This window comes from Ferrovibrio sp. MS7, from assembly GCF_038404985.1.
Lineage (GTDB): Bacteria > Pseudomonadota > Alphaproteobacteria > Ferrovibrionales > Ferrovibrionaceae > Ferrovibrio > Ferrovibrio plantarum.
The window spans coordinates 2,300,182-2,317,155 of the sequence record NZ_JBBKBA010000001.1 but is presented as its reverse complement, the minus strand read 5'-3'; the positions used below and the strand labels follow the sequence as shown (position 1 = coordinate 2,317,155).

The 16,974-nt window shown below is 64.5% G+C and carries 16 protein-coding genes and 1 tRNA gene; 7 read left to right on the top strand and 10 right to left on the bottom strand.

Going from position 1 to position 16,974, the window contains the following annotated elements; genetic code table 11:
* Positions 1-23: 23 nt before the first annotated feature.
* Complete coding sequence (locus V6B08_RS11070) at positions 24-1,868, bottom strand: sodium:solute symporter family protein (RefSeq protein WP_341980616.1); 1,845 nt, start codon at positions 1,866-1,868, stop codon at positions 24-26.
* 14 nt (positions 1,869-1,882) lie between these two features.
* A complete protein-coding gene (locus V6B08_RS11065) occupies positions 1,883-2,149 on the bottom strand; it encodes a DUF4212 domain-containing protein (protein WP_341980614.1) in 267 nt (88 codons plus the stop codon).
* Between the two features lie 262 nt (positions 2,150-2,411).
* On the opposite strand from V6B08_RS11065, the gene V6B08_RS11060 reads away from it, so the two are divergent.
* From V6B08_RS11060 to V6B08_RS11040, 5 genes are all read left to right on the top strand, one after another.
* On the top strand, positions 2,412-3,056 hold the full coding sequence (locus V6B08_RS11060; protein ID WP_341980612.1) for a hypothetical protein: 645 nt from the start codon (positions 2,412-2,414) through the stop codon (positions 3,054-3,056).
* Positions 3,057-3,368: 312 nt separating this feature from the next.
* Positions 3,369-5,078 (top strand): MFS transporter, encoded by a 1,710-nt coding sequence (locus tag V6B08_RS11055; protein ID WP_341980610.1) that lies wholly within the window; start codon positions 3,369-3,371, stop codon positions 5,076-5,078.
* Between the two features lie 86 nt (positions 5,079-5,164).
* The gene (locus tag V6B08_RS11050) at positions 5,165-5,908 is read left to right on the top strand and encodes a 3'-5' exonuclease (RefSeq protein WP_341980608.1); all 744 of its coding nucleotides are present in this window, start codon (positions 5,165-5,167) and stop codon (positions 5,906-5,908) included.
* A gap of 9 nt (positions 5,909-5,917) precedes the next feature.
* Positions 5,918-7,375: a DUF294 nucleotidyltransferase-like domain-containing protein gene (locus tag V6B08_RS11045; protein ID WP_341980606.1), complete on the top strand. Its 1,458-nt coding sequence runs from the start codon at positions 5,918-5,920 to the stop codon at positions 7,373-7,375.
* A gap of 81 nt (positions 7,376-7,456) precedes the next feature.
* The gene (locus V6B08_RS11040) at positions 7,457-7,669 is read left to right on the top strand and encodes a hypothetical protein (protein WP_341980603.1); all 213 of its coding nucleotides are present in this window, start codon (positions 7,457-7,459) and stop codon (positions 7,667-7,669) included.
* A gap of 209 nt (positions 7,670-7,878) precedes the next feature.
* On the opposite strand, the gene V6B08_RS11035 is transcribed toward V6B08_RS11040, so the two are convergent.
* From V6B08_RS11035 to moaB, 3 genes are read right to left on the bottom strand one after another with little or no spacing between them, the layout of a single operon-like run.
* Positions 7,879-8,241, bottom strand: a complete 363-nt coding sequence (locus V6B08_RS11035) for an MmcQ/YjbR family DNA-binding protein (protein WP_341980602.1) — start codon at positions 8,239-8,241, stop codon at positions 7,879-7,881.
* Positions 8,241-9,350: a PA0069 family radical SAM protein gene (locus V6B08_RS11030; protein ID WP_341980600.1), complete on the bottom strand. Its 1,110-nt coding sequence runs from the start codon at positions 9,348-9,350 to the stop codon at positions 8,241-8,243. The genes V6B08_RS11035 and V6B08_RS11030 overlap by 1 nt, the downstream gene beginning before the upstream one ends.
* A gap of 53 nt (positions 9,351-9,403) precedes the next feature.
* Positions 9,404-9,952, bottom strand: a complete 549-nt coding sequence (gene moaB / locus V6B08_RS11025; protein WP_341980598.1) for a molybdenum cofactor biosynthesis protein B — start codon at positions 9,950-9,952, stop codon at positions 9,404-9,406.
* 153 nt (positions 9,953-10,105) lie between these two features.
* Between moaB and V6B08_RS11020 the strand changes: the two genes are divergently transcribed.
* Positions 10,106-10,582 carry an RT0821/Lpp0805 family surface protein gene (locus V6B08_RS11020; protein WP_341980596.1) on the top strand — a complete coding sequence of 159 codons (477 nt, stop codon included), beginning with the start codon at positions 10,106-10,108 and terminating at the stop codon, positions 10,580-10,582.
* 6 nt (positions 10,583-10,588) lie between these two features.
* Here V6B08_RS11020 and V6B08_RS11015 read toward each other — a convergent pair whose 3' ends face one another.
* Both V6B08_RS11015 and V6B08_RS11010 read right to left on the bottom strand, forming a co-directional pair.
* Positions 10,589-11,449, bottom strand: coding sequence for an alpha/beta fold hydrolase (locus V6B08_RS11015; protein WP_341980594.1), 861 nt, complete (start codon positions 11,447-11,449; stop codon positions 10,589-10,591).
* Positions 11,450-11,575: 126 nt separating this feature from the next.
* A tRNA-Gln gene (locus V6B08_RS11010) sits at positions 11,576-11,649 on the bottom strand.
* 224 nt (positions 11,650-11,873) lie between these two features.
* Here V6B08_RS11010 and V6B08_RS11005 point away from each other — a divergent pair.
* Complete coding sequence (locus V6B08_RS11005) at positions 11,874-12,377, top strand: PAS domain-containing protein (protein ID WP_341980592.1); 504 nt, start codon at positions 11,874-11,876, stop codon at positions 12,375-12,377.
* Positions 12,378-12,413: 36 nt separating this feature from the next.
* On the opposite strand, the gene V6B08_RS11000 is transcribed toward V6B08_RS11005, so the two are convergent.
* The 3 genes from V6B08_RS11000 to V6B08_RS10990 form a co-directional block, all read right to left on the bottom strand.
* Positions 12,414-13,274 carry a 4-(cytidine 5'-diphospho)-2-C-methyl-D-erythritol kinase gene (locus V6B08_RS11000; protein ID WP_341980590.1) on the bottom strand — a complete coding sequence of 287 codons (861 nt, stop codon included), beginning with the start codon at positions 13,272-13,274 and terminating at the stop codon, positions 12,414-12,416.
* Between the two features lie 182 nt (positions 13,275-13,456).
* Entirely contained in the window at positions 13,457-15,262 is a 1,806-nt protein-coding gene (locus V6B08_RS10995) for a tetratricopeptide repeat protein (RefSeq protein WP_341980588.1), read from the bottom strand.
* A 37-nt stretch (positions 15,263-15,299) separates the two neighbouring features.
* A complete protein-coding gene (locus tag V6B08_RS10990; protein ID WP_341980586.1) occupies positions 15,300-16,961 on the bottom strand; it encodes an electron transfer flavoprotein-ubiquinone oxidoreductase in 1,662 nt (553 codons plus the stop codon).
* Positions 16,962-16,974 lie beyond the last annotated feature (13 nt).

The following is a 16,974-nucleotide window of genomic DNA, read 5'->3' as shown; positions in this document are numbered from 1 at the left end:
AGCAGAGCGCTTGCCCGTGTCGCTTAATGCGATACGGCGTCGCGTTCGTCGGCCAGCTTCACCTCACCTGCCGGAACACGGATCGAGTCGATGAAGTCCTGCATCTCCTTCGACGGGGCCGCCGTGAACAGGCTGACCACGTAGGTGGTGATGAAGGCCGCCGGGATACCGAACAGGCCACAGGAGATGTTCTTCACCCCGAACCAGAGCGGTGCGCCATAGAACTGCGTGGTGATCAGGTAGTACAGGCAAACGCCGTAGCCCACGATCATGCCCGCGATGGCACCGGCATTGGAGGTACGCTTCCACCAGATACCCATCACCAGCGCCGGGAACAAGCCCGATGCGGCAATCGAGAAGGCCCAGGCCACCATCGCGAGGATGGTAGAGGGCTTCTGCGCGGCCACATACGCCGAGGCGATCGCCACCACGACCAGCAGCACGCGGCTGATGATCAGGCGACGAGCGGTCGGAGCCTGCGGATCAATCATGCGGTAGTACACGTCATGGCTCAGGGCGTTGGCGATCGCCAGCAGCAGACCGTCGGCGGTCGAGAGCGCCGCCGCCAGGCCACCAGCGGCCACCAGGCCGGCGATGACATAGGGCAGACCCGCGATTTCCGGCGTTGCCAGCACGATCGCATCCGTGTGGATACGGAACTCGGAAAGCTGCAGGATGCCGTCCGCATTACCCTTCACGCCCTTGCAGAGCGCGTAGATGGTATCGGCATTGGCCGCGTCGCAAGCGCCGACGAGGCCAATGGCACCCCACGACTGCACCCAGGCGGGCAGAGCCGTGATCTGCTGACCGATCACGTTCTGGTACACTTCCAGCTTCGCGAAAGCCGCGTAGGACGGCGCCGTGAAGTAGAGCAGGAAGATGAAGAACAGCGACCAGGCGACAGACTGACGCGCTTCACGCACGCTGGGCGTGGTGAAGTAGCGCATCAGGATGTGCGGCAGCGCAGCGGTGCCGACCATGAGGCAGAAGATCAGCGCGAAGAAGTTCAAGCCGTCGGTGAAGTTCACCACGCCTTGGGCATTCGCGAATGTCGCCGTGTGGGCCTTCACCACACCCAGCGTCTTCTCCAGCACCTCGATCTTCTCCAGCGCCTGACCGTACATCAACTGCGGGATCGGCACGCCGGTGGTCTTGGCCGAAAGGATCACCACCGGGATCAGGTAGGCGATGATCAGGATGATATACTGCGCCACCTGGGTCCAGGTGACGGCGCGCATACCGCCCAGCATCGAGCAGACCAGAATGCCGGCGAGGCCGACGAACACCGCAACCTCGAACGAGATGCCGAGGAAGCGCGAGGCGATGATGCCGACGCCGAAGATCTGCGCCGTCACATAAGTGAAGGACGCCGAGATCAGCACGATCACACCGAAGAAGCGCGCCACGTTGCCGCCGTAGCGGGCACCGAGGAAGTCCGGCACCGTGTACTGGCCGAACTTGCGCAGATACGGCGCGAGCAGGATCGACACCAGCAGGTAGCCGCCGGTCCAGCCGAGCACAAAGGCAAGGCCATCGTAGCCGAGCAGGTAGAGCGAACCGGCCATACCGATGAACGACGCAGCACTCATCCAGTCGGAACCGGTGGCCATGCCGTTGTAGAGCGCCGGCACACGCCGGCCGGCGACATAGTATTCGCCCATTTCCGCCGTGCGCGAGATGATGCCGATCAGCGCGTAGACGCCGATGGTCATGAACACGAACAGGTAACCGATCACCTGGTTCGAGACACCCATCTTCTCGAGGATGGCGAGGAAGATCACGAAGCCAGCGAAGCCGCCGGTATAGATGCCGTAGATCTTGCCGAGGTTATTGATGAAACCGCCGCCGCTTTGCGAATTGTTAGCCATGGCTGTGTTCCCCCTTACTCTTCTTCAGCCACGCCGAATTCCTCGTCGATCTCGTTCTGCTTGCGGGCAAACCAGAACAGCGACACGACGAAGATGATCAGCGAGCCTTGCGCGGCCATGTAGAAGCCGAGCGGAAAACCGATGATCCGGATGCTGTTGAGCTGCGGCGCGAAGAGATGCACGCCGAAGCCCGCCAGGAACCAGATCGCCAGCATGGTCCACATCAGCCCCGACGTGCGGGACCAATAGGCTTTAGCCTTGTCCGGTGAAAGTTGAGTCATTTTTGGCGCTCCTACCCCTTTAGGTTTGTGTTGTTGTTGAGCCAGCGCATGGAGAGGCATTGCGAACCCCTCGAATCCTCCCCTACGTGGCGTAAACTATAACCACGGTGTAAACTTTGACTCATTAGACCAAGGTCGAAACCCTAGCGCGAAACAATTTTCCAATTTGTATAAATATTTAGTAAATTATTGTTCCTGCAAGTGAAATCCCGTGCGCGACGCCGCCGGCAGGGATAAACCGGGGCAGTGTCAGGGAGGCAAAATGAACCAGGGAATAGCCGAGCGCAGTCTGCTGCGGCGCAGCATCGAATTCTTCTTTCCGCCCAAGGTGGCCGATGCCGCCGAGCTGCGCCAGTTCGTGGCCGGCGAGGCCGCTTACCTGGCGCAGAAGTCGGTGATCGGCTATTGCCGCGTGAAAACCCTGCTGGCTTTCGAAAAGCTGATGAAGGAAAAGACCTTCACCGAGCTGATGGAAATCTGCCGCTGGGAAGCCTTCTCCATGACCCTGGCGGACACGCTGATCGTAACCGAAGGCTGCCTGCGACCGGCGGATGCTGCCGCGCGACAGGCGGTTTCTGCGCATCTGGCGCGCCTCTACGGCGAGATACTGAATGAGCATGTGCCGGGGCATCGCACCGAAGGCTGGAACGACCGCATCGAAGCCTTCCAGGCCCGTTTCGCGCTGAGCTGCCAGGTCGACCCGCTGCCGCCGGAGCATGTGATCCGGTCCACCGCGGCGCTGATCCTGGAACTGGCGCCGATCCACATCAAGCTGAAGCGCAACGACCTCGAAGTCATTGCTGGCGATCTCGGCTTCAACATGGTGGCGCTCCGCACCAGCATGGGCAAACGCTTCCGTAGCCAGGATCTGATCGCCGACCTGAGCCGCCTGCCCGCCGCCGCCTGATTCCGGCTCTCGCTTTTGCTGCAAAGCAACTGCTTGTGGCATAAAACACAATTACTGATTGTTTACATTATTTATACATTGTCTGTAACCACAGCCAGGCCGGCATCCTCGCCAGAGGCGGCAATCTGTTTACGGATTATTTACATTAGAATCAAAAATATTTACATACAATCAATAACTTATAACCACTCCCGGCTAGACTTTGGTTGAATGGCGGCTCCCTGCGAATGCGGTTAATGCTGCGAATTGAACTGCCGTCGCCACACCCGTGGAGATTTAACAACAACCGGCAGCTAGGGAGATTTGAGACTCATGAGCGAATTGACCATGCAGCAGGAGCGCAGCTCGCGCATGCTGACCAAGGAGGAACGCAAGGTCATCCTGGCGTCCTCCGCCGGCACCATCTTCGAATGGTACGATTTCTACCTTTACGGCTCGCTGGCGGCGATCATCGGCGCCCAGTTCTTCTCTTCCTTCCCGGAAGCGACCCGTAACGTCTTCGCGCTGCTGGCCTTTGCCGCCGGCTTCCTGGTGCGCCCGTTCGGCGCCCTGTTCTTCGGCCGCTTAGGCGACCTGATCGGCCGCAAATACACCTTCCTCATGACCATCCTGATCATGGGTTCGTCCACCTTCCTGGTCGGCCTGCTGCCCAGCTACGAGACCATGGGCGCCGCGGCCCCGATCATCCTGATCGCGCTGCGCATGCTGCAGGGCCTGGCTTTGGGCGGTGAATATGGCGGTGCGGTCGTCTACGTGGCCGAACATGCCCCGCGCAACCAGCGCGGCTACTTCACCTCCTGGATCCAGACCACCGCCACGCTCGGCCTGCTGCTGTCGCTGCTGATCATCCTGGTGGTGCGCACCTATACCGGCGAAAAGGACTTCGCCGCCTGGGGCTGGCGCATCCCGTTCCTGCTTTCGATCTTCCTGCTCGCCATCTCGCTCTATATCCGTCTGTCGATGGAAGAGAGCCCGGCGTTCAAGAAGATGAAGGAAGAGGGCCGCCAGTCGAAGGCACCGCTGTCCGAAGCCTTCGGCCAGTGGAAGAACGCCAAGTTCGCCGTCCTCGCCCTGCTTGGCCTCGTCGCCGGTCAGGCCGTGGTGTGGTACACGGGCCAGTTCTACGCCCTGTTCTTCATCCAGTCGGTGCTGCGCGTTGACCTGTTCACCGCCAACATCCTGATCGCCTGGTCGCTGATCCTCGGCACCGGCGGCTTCATCATCTTCGGCGCGCTGTCGGACAAGATCGGCCGCAAGAAGATCATCCTGGCGGGCTGCGTGCTGGCCGCGATCACCTACTTCCCGGTGTTCAAGTTCATCACCGCCACCGCCAACCCGATGCTGCATGCCGCGCATCAGAAGTCGGAAGTGGTCGTGGTCGCCGCGAAGGACGATTGCTCGTTCCAGTTCAACCCGACCGGCACGTCCAAGTTCACCTCGTCCTGCGATAACGCCCGCTCGCTGCTGGCCCGCTCGTCGGTGAACTACCATGTCGAGGATGCCCCGAGCGGCACCGTCGCCAAGGTGAAGATCGGTGGCAAGGAGATCACCTCCTATGACACCACCAAGCTGAGCGGCGACGCCGCCCGCACCGTGCCGGCAGCCTTCACCGGCGCGATCAACGCGGCGCTGGGCGACGTCGGCTATCCGGTGCCGGGCAAGCCGAATGACAGCATCGTCAAGGTGACGAGCTTCTTCGGCGTGTTCACCGGCCAGGCCTTCCCGCTGGTGCTGGCGCTGACCTACCTGGTCATCCTGGTCACCATGGTGTACGGCCCGATCGCGGCGGCGCTGGTGGAACTGTTCCCCACCCGCATCCGCTACACCGGCATGTCGCTGCCCTACCATATCGGTAACGGCTGGTTCGGCGGCCTGCTGCCGGCGACCTCGTTCGCCATGAACGCGGAATCCGGCAACATCTATTTCGGCCTCTGGTATCCGATCATCATCGCGCTCGCGACCGTGGTGATTGGCGCCCTGTTCGTGCCGGAAAACAACGGCAAGGACATCACCGCCGACTAAGCGGCCAGTCCTTTAGTCTATCGGCCCCGCCCGGAGCGATCCGGGCGGGGTTTTATTTTGCCTTTATGCGGCATAGAGTCCGGGCCATGGCCCGTCCGACATCCTTGCCGCGCCGGTTGCTGCAATCCTGGCGCACCCATTTTGCCGCCCGGCGCCATGGGCCCGAGGCTGGCCCGCGCCTGCCTGCCACCCTGTCGCTGCATGACCTGCCGCTCGCGGTGCTCGATACCGAAACCACCGGGCTGAACCCGGCGCGCGACCGCATTGTCAGCATCGGCGGCCTGCATTGGCGCGGCGATCAGGCGGAAGGCGCGCTGCTGGATCTGCTGCTGCATCCGGGCCGCAAAATCCCGGCCAGCGCTACCGCGATCCATCGTATCGACGATGCCATGGTGGCCACCGCGCCGAGTTTTGCGCTGGTCGGCGGCACGGTGTTGCGCTTCTGGCATCACCGCGTGCTGCTCGGGCACAATATCGGCTTCGATCTTGCGTTGCTGCGCGAGGAGGCGGCGCGGGCGCAGCTTGGCTTCATGCCGCCGCCGGCAGTGCTGGATATCGGCCTGCTCTATGGCGGCCTGTATCCGCGCAGCCGCGATTGCGGCATCGAGGCCATCGCGGCACAGTTTGGCATACAGATCGAGGCCCGCCATTCCGCCACCGGCGATGCCGAGACGGCGGCGAAACTCTGGTGCGCCCTCCGGCCACACCTGATCGGCCATGGCATCGGCACGCTCGGCGGTGCGCAAGCCGTGATGCGCCGCGCCCGCGATCTGATCCATGGCCAGCAGCGTGCCGGCTGGGCGATGGATCTGGTGCTGCCGCATGACTGACACTGCCACATGACTGACATGGGCAATCATGCGAGTGACGACAGCCGGCGCCTGCTCGACCTGATGCCGTATCGCCGGCACCTCGCCGAGGTGATGCGCCAGCCGGTCAGCAGTATCGATGCCGATTGTCCGCTGGCCCAGGCGGCGCAAGCGATGACGGCGGAGAATATCGGCGTGCTGCTGGTGCGCCGCCACGACCAGGTGGTCGGCATCCTCACCGAGCGCGACCTCACCCGTGCCCTGGCGCAGCATGGTGCCGCCAGCGCCGCCATGCGCGCCGAAGCCGTGATGACGCCGCAGATCATCAGCCTGCCGCAGGATACCCTGCTGTTCCGCGCCATCGGCCGCATGCGGCGGTTCAATCTGCGCCACCTGCCGGTGACGGATGGACGCGGCGCCTATATCGGCATGGTCTCGGCCCGCGCTTTGCTGCGCCAGCGCGCGACGGAAGCCCAATCGGTGGCCGATGCAATCGAGGCGGCAACCACGGCGGCGGAATTGAATGCGGCGCGCGCCAGCCTGCCGGCGTTGTGCCGCATGCTGCTGGAAGAAAAACTCGAGCCGGTGGAAATCGCCGCCGTGATCAGCGGCATCTATGCCGATATCACGGCCCGCGCCGCCGCCCTGGTTGAGCAGCTTTTGGAGCCGGCGCCAGCACCGTGGTGCCTGCTGATGCTCGGCTCCGGCGGGCGCGGCGAAAGCCTGCTGGTGCCGGATCAGGACAACGCCATCATCCATGCCGGCAGCAGCGAGGATGATGGCTGGTATGCGCGCGCCGGCACGCAGCTCTCCGACCTGCTGAACGCCGCCGGCATTCCCTATTGCAAGGGCGGCGTGATGGCGATGAACACCGCCTGGCGCGGCGCCCAGGGGCAATGGCGCGCGCGCGTCACCGAATGGGTGCGGCGCCATTCGGCGGAAGCCCTGCTCAATGTTGATATCTTCTTCGACCTGCAGCCGATCCATGGCGAGCGGCGGCTCGGCGAAAACCTGCGCCGCGAAGCCCTGGCGGCGGCGCGGGCCTCGCCGCTGTTCCTGCGGCTGCTGGCCGAGCAGGCCGCCCAGATCCATCCCGCCATCGGCCTGTTCGGCCGCCTGCGCGAAAAGGAAGGGCTGATCGACCTCAAGCTCGGCGGCCTGCTGCCGCTGGTGAGTGCCGCGCGCTGCATGGCGCTGAAACTCGGCCTCACCGAAACCAGCACCCAGGCGCGGCTGCGCGCCGCCGCCGCGCGCGGCCTGATCGAAGCCGACGATCTCGATGGCCTGCTGCAGGCCCATGACCTGATCCTGCGCCTGCTGCTGCGCCAGCAGCTCGCCGCCCTTGCCGCCGGCACGCCGCCGGGCAGCCGCCTGCCGCTGGATGCGCTGCCGCGCCAGGACCGCACCCGGCTCAAGGCAGCCTTGCGCCACCTCGAATTGCTGCCCGACATGGTGCAGAACGTGCTCACCGCCCCCGCCACGGCTTGATCCGGATCAAGGCAGGTCTTGCTGCCATCGCCATGATCGCAGGATAGCTAGAGGAGATGCCGCGATGAGGGCCTGTCAGCCATGAGTGCCTATCAGATGGTCAGCCGCCATGTCGAAGCCGCTTTGGCGGAAGCGGCAAAGCAGTCGATTGCGCCGGACGTGGTGGCGACCAACCTGCTGGCGGAAGCCGTGCGCATCCTCAAGCAACACCGCAAGCCCGAGGATGTGCGCTCGGCGCTACACTTCGCCATCGACACTCTGGAAGACCGCGACTGGGAATTCATGCGGCCATGATTGTCACTGCGCCATTCCCGCGCGGCCAGAGTCCAAAACAGACCCTGTCATAGTCTGCCGCCGGGCTAGGCCGTAGTCCGACCCTAGTACAGGCCCCGGCGGACCATCTGCCCCCCTCTCGTCATCGCCGGGCTTGACCCGGCGATCTCAGGCCAAGTGGAAGGAGATGCCCGGGTCGAGCCCGGGCATGACGATGCATAGAGAAGCTTTCACACCCGCTCCGCCAGCTTCCTCGGCGCCACCTGGCGGTAGCTGCGGCGCACCAGTTCGGCCACTTCCGCCCAATCGGCCTTGCGGTCGATCCACATCCCGACCCAGCCTTTCGGCCCGAAATACGGCGGCACGAAGAAACGCTGCGGATCGGCGCCAACCAGGATCTGCTGGCTGCCCGGCTGGCCCTTGCACCAGAAGGCAGGGCGATCGCGGCCATCTGCTCCTGGGCGGGCAACCTCCATGGCGAAGATCTTGCCGCGCACGCGGTAGGTCGGCACCTCCCAGGTTTCCTGCTCGGCGGCTTCCGGCAGGGCAAGGCAGATTTCGCGCAGCCGCTGGCTTGGGGGTTTGGCCGCCATCAGAACAGACTCCCCTGCCGGACATCCCTGGCCGGCGGCTGGAACAGATCGCTGCGCAGCCGCAGGCGGTTGGTGTTGAAGCCGAGCTTGCGCGTGGCGAGCGCGAAACGCTGTGCCACCAGTTCCATGTATGGCCCCTCGCCGCGCATGCGACTGCCGAATTGCGGCACGTAATCCTTACCGCCGCGCGATTCCTGAATCAGCTTCATCACCCGCGCGGCGCGGTCGGGATAATGCTCGGCCAGCCATTCGCGCCACAATTCTTTCAGTTCGAAGGGCAGCCGCAGCATGACATAGCCGGCCTCGCGTGCGCCGGCGGCATGGGCCTCGGCAAGAATGCCCTCGATCTCCATGTCGTTGAGCATCGGGATGATCGGCGCCACCATCACGCCCACCGGGATGCCGGCCTCGGCCAGCATGCGGATCGCCTCCAGCCGCTTCGGCGGCGTCGAGGCGCGCGGCTCCATGCGGCGGGCAAGTTGGCGGTCCAGCGTGGTGACGGAAAGGAAAATCTTCACCAGGCCGTCGCGCGCCATGTCCTTGAACAGGTCTATGTCGCGGGTGACAAGATGATTCTTGGTGACGATGCCGAGCGGATGCTTCGTCTCGCGCAGCACCTCGACGATCTGCCGCGTGATGCCGAGGTCGCGCTCGACGGGCTGATAGGGATCGGTGTTGGTGCCCATGTTCATGGTCGCGACGCGATAGCCGCGACTGCTGAGTTCCTGGCGCAGCAGCGTCGCGGCGTTGCGCTTCACCATGATCTGGGTTTCGAAATCCAGGCCGGGCGAGAAACCGAGATATGCATGGCTCGGCCTGGCGAAGCAGTAGACGCAGCCATGCTCGCAGCCGCGATAGGGATTGATCGAGCGGTCGAAGGGAATATCGGGCGACTTGTTCCAGGCGATGATGCTGCGCGTGGTGTCGTCATGCAGGATGGTCTTGAGCGGCTCGACCTCATCCCACACGCCCCAGCCATCATCCTGGCGTTCGCGCTTGAGCGTATCGTAGCGGCTGCCGACATCGCTCAAGGCGCCCCGGCCGCGCCGGGCATCCGGGCGAGCCTGGTCGGCTTCAGTGGTGATGGCGCGGGCGACGAATTTCTTCACGGGGCCTCGGTTCCAGCACAGCCGGCAGCCCCGCAAGTCATGCGCAAGGCGGGCTAACTGGGTTTGCGGCGCTCATGTTCGCGCAAACGAGGGAACAATTCAACAAAATTACAGGGGCGATGGCGGTAATCAAGCTGATCTTTAAGAATTAAATCCCAAGCATCGCGGCAAGCGCCTGGGGAACCCGGTAAAGCAAACAGATAGGTGCCGCGCGCCACGCCGGCGGTGGTGCGCGACTGGATGGTGGAGGTGCCGATCTTCTGGAAGCTGAGCATGCGGAACAGCTCGCCGAAGCCCGGGATGGATTTCTCATACAAAGCCTCGAAGGCCTCGGGCGTCACGTCGCGCCCCGTGACGCCGGTGCCGCCAGTGGAAAGCACCACGTCGATGCCGTCATCCGCGATCCACTCTTGCAGCTTGGCCTGAATCGCCGGGATATCGTCGGTGACGATGGCGCGTGCTGCCAGTTCATGGCCGGCCTCGGTCAGGCGGTCGACCAGGGTCTGGCCGGATTTATCCTCGGCGGCCTGGCGCGTATCCGACACCGTGAGCACGGCGATGCGGCAGGGAATGAAGCGGCGTTCGGGTTTGGCTTCGGTCATGACACGCTCTGCGATGAGGCTGAAACAGGCTGTAATGTGGTTACAAGCTCAGCCTGCGCCATCAATACGCCATGATCAAGCCGCAGCCTTGTGCCATGGTTTCATCATGAAGCCGGTTCCCCAGGGTGCCAATCGTTGAGGAGATATCGTGTCATGAACAAGCGCCCCGCGCGCGGCAAAATGCTGGTGCTGGCTGCCAGTGCCGCCCTGCTTGCGGCAGGCTTGGCGCCGCGTCCCGCCGCCGCTGACAGCTTTTCCTTCGGCTATTCCACCGGTCCCTGGCATGGCCGGCCCTGGTACGATTACGGCTATCGTGGCGGTCATCGCCATGGTAGCCCGCATTACGCCTATCGCGGCGGCTATTGGGGCCCGCCGGCCTATCGCCCGCGCGTCGTCGTGGTGCAGCCGCCGCCGGTGCGCTACTACGTGCCGCCGCCGCCGGTGGTCTATGCCCCAGCCCCCTATGGCGGGCCGAATCTTTCCGCCGTGCCGGCCTCGCCGGTCTACCAGGCGCAGAACGGCCAGTATTGCCGCGAATACCAGGCCACCGTGGTGGTGGCCGGCGTGCCGCAGGCGAGCTATGGCACCGCCTGCCTGATGCCCGACGGCGCCTGGCGCGTGGTGAACTGAGGCGGCTTAATGCTGTTGCCGCAGCCATTCCCGGATGGCTGTGGCCGCCGCCTCGGGCGCTTCGTTGAACAGGATATGCGAGGTGCCTTCGAGGGCCTGGCATGTCACCTTGCCGGCACCGAATTTTGCCATCACGGCCAGGTCCATGCTGTCGATGCAGGACGGTACCCGCTCATCCACCCGCTTGCTGCCAAACGGCAGGGCGGCATGCAGCAGCAGCACCGGCGCCGGCTGCAACAGCGGCAGATCGTAGTAAATCCGTTCCTCGTTGCCGCCGGGGACAACGCCGAAACCGTCGCGCGTGATCGCCGCATGGCGGCGGATTTCACCATCATCGAGGCCGAGGCGCAGTATCGCCGTGGCCGCCCGCTGCTTGGCCATCGCCAGCGGCGTATCACCCAGCACCAGGCCGATCACGCCAGGGAAATGCCGCGCCAGCACCGCCGCCACCAGGCCGCCGAAGGAATGCCCGACCAGCAGCACCGGCTGGTCCCGCAGCAGGCGAGGCATGCCCATCGCCAGCGCCGGCAGGATCAGCTCGGCCAACGCCGCCGGGCTGCCATCGCCATCGGGCGGAATATCCAGCGACTCGCCATGGCAAGGCAGGTCGAGGCAGAGGATATCGAAATCGGCGAGCAGTTCGGCGCCGAGCGGCAGCATCGCCGTGCGGTCCATGGTCATGCCATGCAGCAGCAAAGCCAGGGGCCGCGTGCTGCCGAGCGGCAGCTTAGGGCCAGCCTGCATCTTCGACACCGCGATCGGCTGCGCAGTCTTGGTCAGCCAGACGCCATGACTCAGCCGCCGCTGCGCGGCCTGTGGCCCCGCAACGGTTGCGGCATCGGCATCGGAAGCGCGCTCATCCGTCATGAAGAGTCTTTCTAGGGAGGGAATGCTTAACATTCCCTCCATGCCAAGCTGCTACCGCTGGGCTGACCGGACATCGCATGCGCGCTGAACGGCGCATGACAGGTGTTTCGGATTTCCGGGGAAAACTGGCTGGGGTGCCTGGATTCGAACCAGGGATGGCGGTACCAAAAACCGCTGCCTTACCGCTTGGCTACACCCCAGCAGCAGCGCAGGCAGGCTTGCCGCCGGCTGAGCGCTGAGCGGGCCGGAAGATAGTCGGAAGCCCCCTGCTTTTCCAGCCTCAGGAAACCGCCGTTTGCCAAATGCCTGGCTTGTTTGCGCCCAAGGATTATCCCGCCTAGGATGCGCAAAACAGCAGAGGGCTACTTTGCCGCACGGAAACAATCTACCCCATGAGCCGGCGGCTGTCGGCCAGCAACCCGACATGTCGGCCTTCGGTCATGTAGTGGCGGCGCCGTTGCGCGACCTGCTTGCCTTCTATCTCGGCAAGCGCGCTGGCGCACGGGTGCCGCTGCGCTCCAGCATCAGCCCGGTGGATTTGCGCAACCTGCTGTCCGGCGTGTTTCTCTACGAATACGACCGCGCCAACCGGGATTTCCAGGTGCGGCTCGCCGGCAACGACATCCGCGACATGGTGCAGACCGTGCGCCAGGGCGCCCGCCTCGACGAGATATTTCCGCCCGAAGCGGCAGCGGCCGTGCGCGAGCGCTACGCCAAGGTCTGCGACGAAGTCTGCGTGATGCATAATATCGGCCATGTTTTCGAGAAACTGGGCGGCACCGGCCAGGGCGAGCGGCTTGCACTGCCGTTGGCCGATGATAGCGGCGATGTGCGTTTCCTGATCGGCGCCACCCTCTACGATCTCGGCAGCCCGGGAAAACCTCTTCCCGGCAACGAGAAAGTACGGATCACCTTTACGCCACTTTGATATTGGCACGCTGCTCTGGCCGCCCTTGGGCCGGCGTCAGATCGCGGTTGCCGCCAGCCACCAATCGGGATAGGCGCGGGCCAGCATGCGCGCGGCATGCTCGGCCAGACGCTGTTCCGCGAACAGCCCGAAACAGGTGGCGCCCGAGCCGGAAAGCCGCGCCAGCAGGCAGCCGCTTTGCGCCTTCAGCGCCGCCAGCACCGGGTCGATGGCGCTGCTCAAGAACCGCGCCGGGGCTTCCAGATCGTTGCGCCGTTCGCGCAGCAGGATCGCCAGGTCGGCGGCACTGGCCGGCGGGCGCGACAAAGGCTGCGCCGGACCGGTGGTGCCGTTGAGTGCCGTGAATACCTCGCGCGTCGGCAGCGCGATGCCGGGATTGGCCAGCACCAGCCAGGCCGGCGGCAGGCCATCCAGCGGCACGACTTGCTCGCCGATGCCGGTCATCATCGCCGGACGGCCCAACAGGCAGACCGGCACATCGGCACCAAGCTGCAGGCCGATCCGCGCCAGCGCGGCGGCATCATGGCCCAACTGCCAATGCTGGTTCAGCAGATGCAGGGCCGCCGCCGCATCCGCCGAGCCGCCGCCGATGCCGGAAGCAACAGGCAAGGTCTTGGTCAGGGTCAGTAGCGCTCCGAGCCGCTTATCGCCACGCAGCAGCTTCGCCGCGCGCAGCACCAGATTGCCGTCATCGGCTTCCAGCCCGGCAGCGAAAGGCCCATCGATCTTTAGTGAAAGCGCGTCCGCCGGGGCCACCGCCACGCGGTCGGCTGCCGCTACATCGCGGGCAAATACCACCAGGCTTTCCAGCGTGTGATAGCCATCGGGCCGCTTGGCGGTGATATGCAGGAACAGGTTGACCTTGGCCGGCGCCAGGCGGGCTATTGCAGCAGCCATCAGAAGCCACCGAACATCAAAAACCGCCCACCATCAAAAACCGTCGTCACCCCCGGGCTTGACCCGGGGGTCTTCCGCCAAATTGGAAGAGATGCCCGGCTCACTGTAAGCCTACGAACGCCTAGTGGCGTTCGTAGGCGCACAGGCACGAACGGCCATGGCCGGGCATGACGCGCTGCTTTTCACTTCTGCGCGACCGGATCGAGGCCGGTTTCGAGCTTGCGGCGGATCTGCTGCTCCAGTTCTGGCTCCGGCTTGAGGCCGAGCGCGCGGCGCCACTGGAACTGCGCCTCGGCGCGGCGGCCGACTTTCCAATAGGCATCGCCCAGGTGATCGGTGATCACTGGATCGCCGCCCTTGAGTTCCACGGCGCGCTCAAGCTGCACCACGGCCTCGTCGTAGCGGCCGACGCGGTAATAGGCCCAGCCGAGCGAGTCGACGATGGCGCCGTCGTTCGGCCGCATCGTCACGGCGCGGCGGATCATGTCGGTGGCGCGGTCGATATTGCGGTTCATATCGATCCAGGTATAGCCGAGATAGTTCAGCACCATCGGCTGCTCGGGCTGGAATTCCAGCGCCTTGAGCATATCGGCTTCCGCCTTGCTCCACTGCTTCGAGCGCTCATAGGCGATGCCGCGGCTGAACAGCAGGATCCAGTGCCGGTTCTCCAGCACCGGAATGCGCTGGAAGGCAGCGGTGTATTCAGTCGCCGCTTCCTGCCAGCGCTCCATCTGGCGGTAGAGGTCGCCGAGCGTGATCAGCGGGCGGGCGTCGTCGCGGCGGTCGCGGGCGATCTTACGCAGCATGCGCACGGCGGCATCGTGGTCGCCACGCTCGTTCATGCACCAGGCGATGCGCAATTGCGCCACGTCAGCGAAGGCACCGTCGGACTGCACCGTGCCATAGGTCTTGATGGCGCGGTCCCATTGCTTGCGGCTCTCGTAGATGTCGGCCAGCGTGACGCGGGCATCATCCAGATCGGGGCGCAACGCCAGGGCAAGCTGGAGATGCAGTTCGGTCAACTCGCCGCCATCGTTGCGGCCAAAGGCGGTAGCCGCCGCCAGCAGGCTTTCGGCGAAGCCTTCATTGGCATTGCCGATCATCGGCGCGACATTGCTGCCCAGGCTGTTCGAACTGCGCAGGCGGCGCTCGGCACGCATCAGCGTGCCGTTGTCGGGATTGAGCTTGAGCTGGCTGGCGATGAGGGCGCGCGCCTCGTCGGCGCGGCCACGGCGCTCGAGGAAACGCGCATAGGCATCGCTCATGCGAATGCCGACACGCTCCGGCTTGGCCATCGCCTCGCGGTAATCCGCTTCCGCCTCGCGATAGCGGCCGAGCAGTTCCAGCAGCATCGGCTTCAGGTGATCATGCACACCGCCGAACAGCGGATTGCGGTCGAGCCGGCCCAAAGCCTCAAGGGCGCGGTCGGCCTCGCCCTTGCCGGCATAGGCCCAGGCGGCGATCAGCGGATTGAAGGCGGCGTGGATGCCGGAGGTCGGGCCCTCCGCCACCACGCGCAGGGCCGAATCATAGTCGCGCCGCAGCATCGCCCCGGTGGCGACCGAGATCCGCGCCATATGGTCGGCGGGATTGTTGTCGCGCAGCACCGGCGCCAGTTCCAGCGCCTGTGGCACGCGGCCATCGGCCAGCAGCGAGAGGAAGGCGCCCTGGGCCAGCAGGCCGGAATTCGGCTCCTCGCTCAGTGCCTTGAGATAGTAGTCGGCGGCAGCCGTGTAGTCGAAGCTCAGGCGGGCATGGCGCGCGGCGAGGAAATGGCCGTAGGGCGACAGCATGTCGGACTCTTCGGCCACCGCCACGTCGACGGGCACCGGCTGCGGCGCCCGCGCGGTGACGCAGGCCGAAAGCAGCAGCGGCGCCAGCATCACCGCCAGCGCCGCGCGTTGTTTCGCCCAGGATTTTGTTCCAGGCGAGGCCAGGCCATGGATCCGGCGGGCGCAGGGGGTAACTTTCGCTTCGGCCGGACGCATCAAGCTGCCTCGCTTCTGAGAACTACATATCGGGGGACTACATATTCGGGTAGTTCGGGCCGCCACCACCTTCCGGCACGGTCCAGTTGATATTTTGGGCCGGATCCTTGATGTCGCAAGTCTTGCAGTGAACACAATTTTGCGCGTTGATCTGGAACCGGGGATTGCTGCCATCCGCATCCCGCAGCACTTCGTACACGCCCGCCGGGCAGTAGCGTTGCGCCGGCTCGTCATAAAGCGGGAGATTCCTGGCAATCGGGATGCTGGGGTCCTTCAGCCGCAGATGGATCGGCTGGTCTTCCTCGTGGTTGGTCGAGGACAGGAACACCGAGGACAGCTTGTCGAAGCTGATCTTGCCGTCCGGCTTCGGATACTGGATCGGCTTGCACTCGGCCGCCGGCTTCAGGGTCTCATGGTCGGCCTTGCCATGCTTGGAAGTCCAGCCGACCAGGAAGCCGAGGCCGAGGTCGTTCAGCCACATATGGGCGCCGCCGATCAGGGTGCCGAGCCACATGCCGTATTTCAGCGCCGGCTTGACATTGCGCACCTTCCACAGATCTTTCCAGATCCAGCTTTCGCGCACCGCCTCGTTGTAATCGCCCAGTTCGACGCTACCATCAGAACCGCCCTTGAGCGCCGCGAAGGCCGCTTCCGCCGCCAGCATGCCGCTCTTCACGGCGTTGTGGCTGCCCTTGATGCGCGGCACGTTGACGAAGCCGGCCGAGCAGCCAATCAGCGCGCCGCCCGGGAAGCTCAGCTTCGGCACCGATTGCAGGCCGCCTTCGTTGATGGCGCGGGCACCATAGGCAATGCGCTTGCCGCCCTCGAAATACTCGCGCACGGAGGGATGCGTCTTGAAGCGCTGGAATTCGTCGAACGGCGAGAGATAGGGATTCTGGTAATTGAGGTTGACCACGAAGCCGACGGCGACCTGGTTGTCCTCGAGGTGATACATGAAGCTGCCGCCGGCGGTGCTGCTGTCGAGCGGCCAGCCTTGCGTATGCACCACCAGGCCCGGCTTGTGCTTGGCCGGATCGATCTGCCACAGCTCCTTGATGCCGATGCCGAACTTCTGCGGCTCGACGCCCTCGCGCAGATTGAACTTCTGCTGGATTTCCTTGGCCAGCGAACCGCGCACGCCCTCGGCGATCAGCGTGTATTTGGCGCGCAGTTCCACGCCAGGCGTGTAGCCGCTTTTCTTCTCGCCATCACGGCCGATGCCCATGTCGCCGGTGGCAACGCCGACCACTTCGCCCTTGTCGCCATACAGCACTTCGGCGGCGGCGAAGCCGGGGAAGATCTCGACGCCGAGTTCTTCCGCCTGGGTCGCCAGCCAGCGGCAGACATTGCCGAGCGAAACGATGTAGTTGCCGTGATTGTTCATCAGCGGCGGCAGCATGAAGTTCGGGATATAGATGTGGTTCGCTTCGGTCAGGATCAGGAAGCGGTCCTCGGTCACCGGCGTATTGAGCGGCGCGCCCTTTTCCTTCCAGTCCGGGATCAGTTCGTTGAGGCCGATCGGATCGACCACGGCACCGGAAAGGATATGCGCGCCGACTTCCGAACCCTTCTCGATCACGCAGACCGAGATTTCGTGGTCCTGCTCGGCGGCAAGCTGCTTGAGACGGATGGCGGCGGACAAGCCGGAGGGGCCGGCTCCCACCACCACCACATCATATTCCATTGTTTCGCGTTCCATCCCGCACCTATTG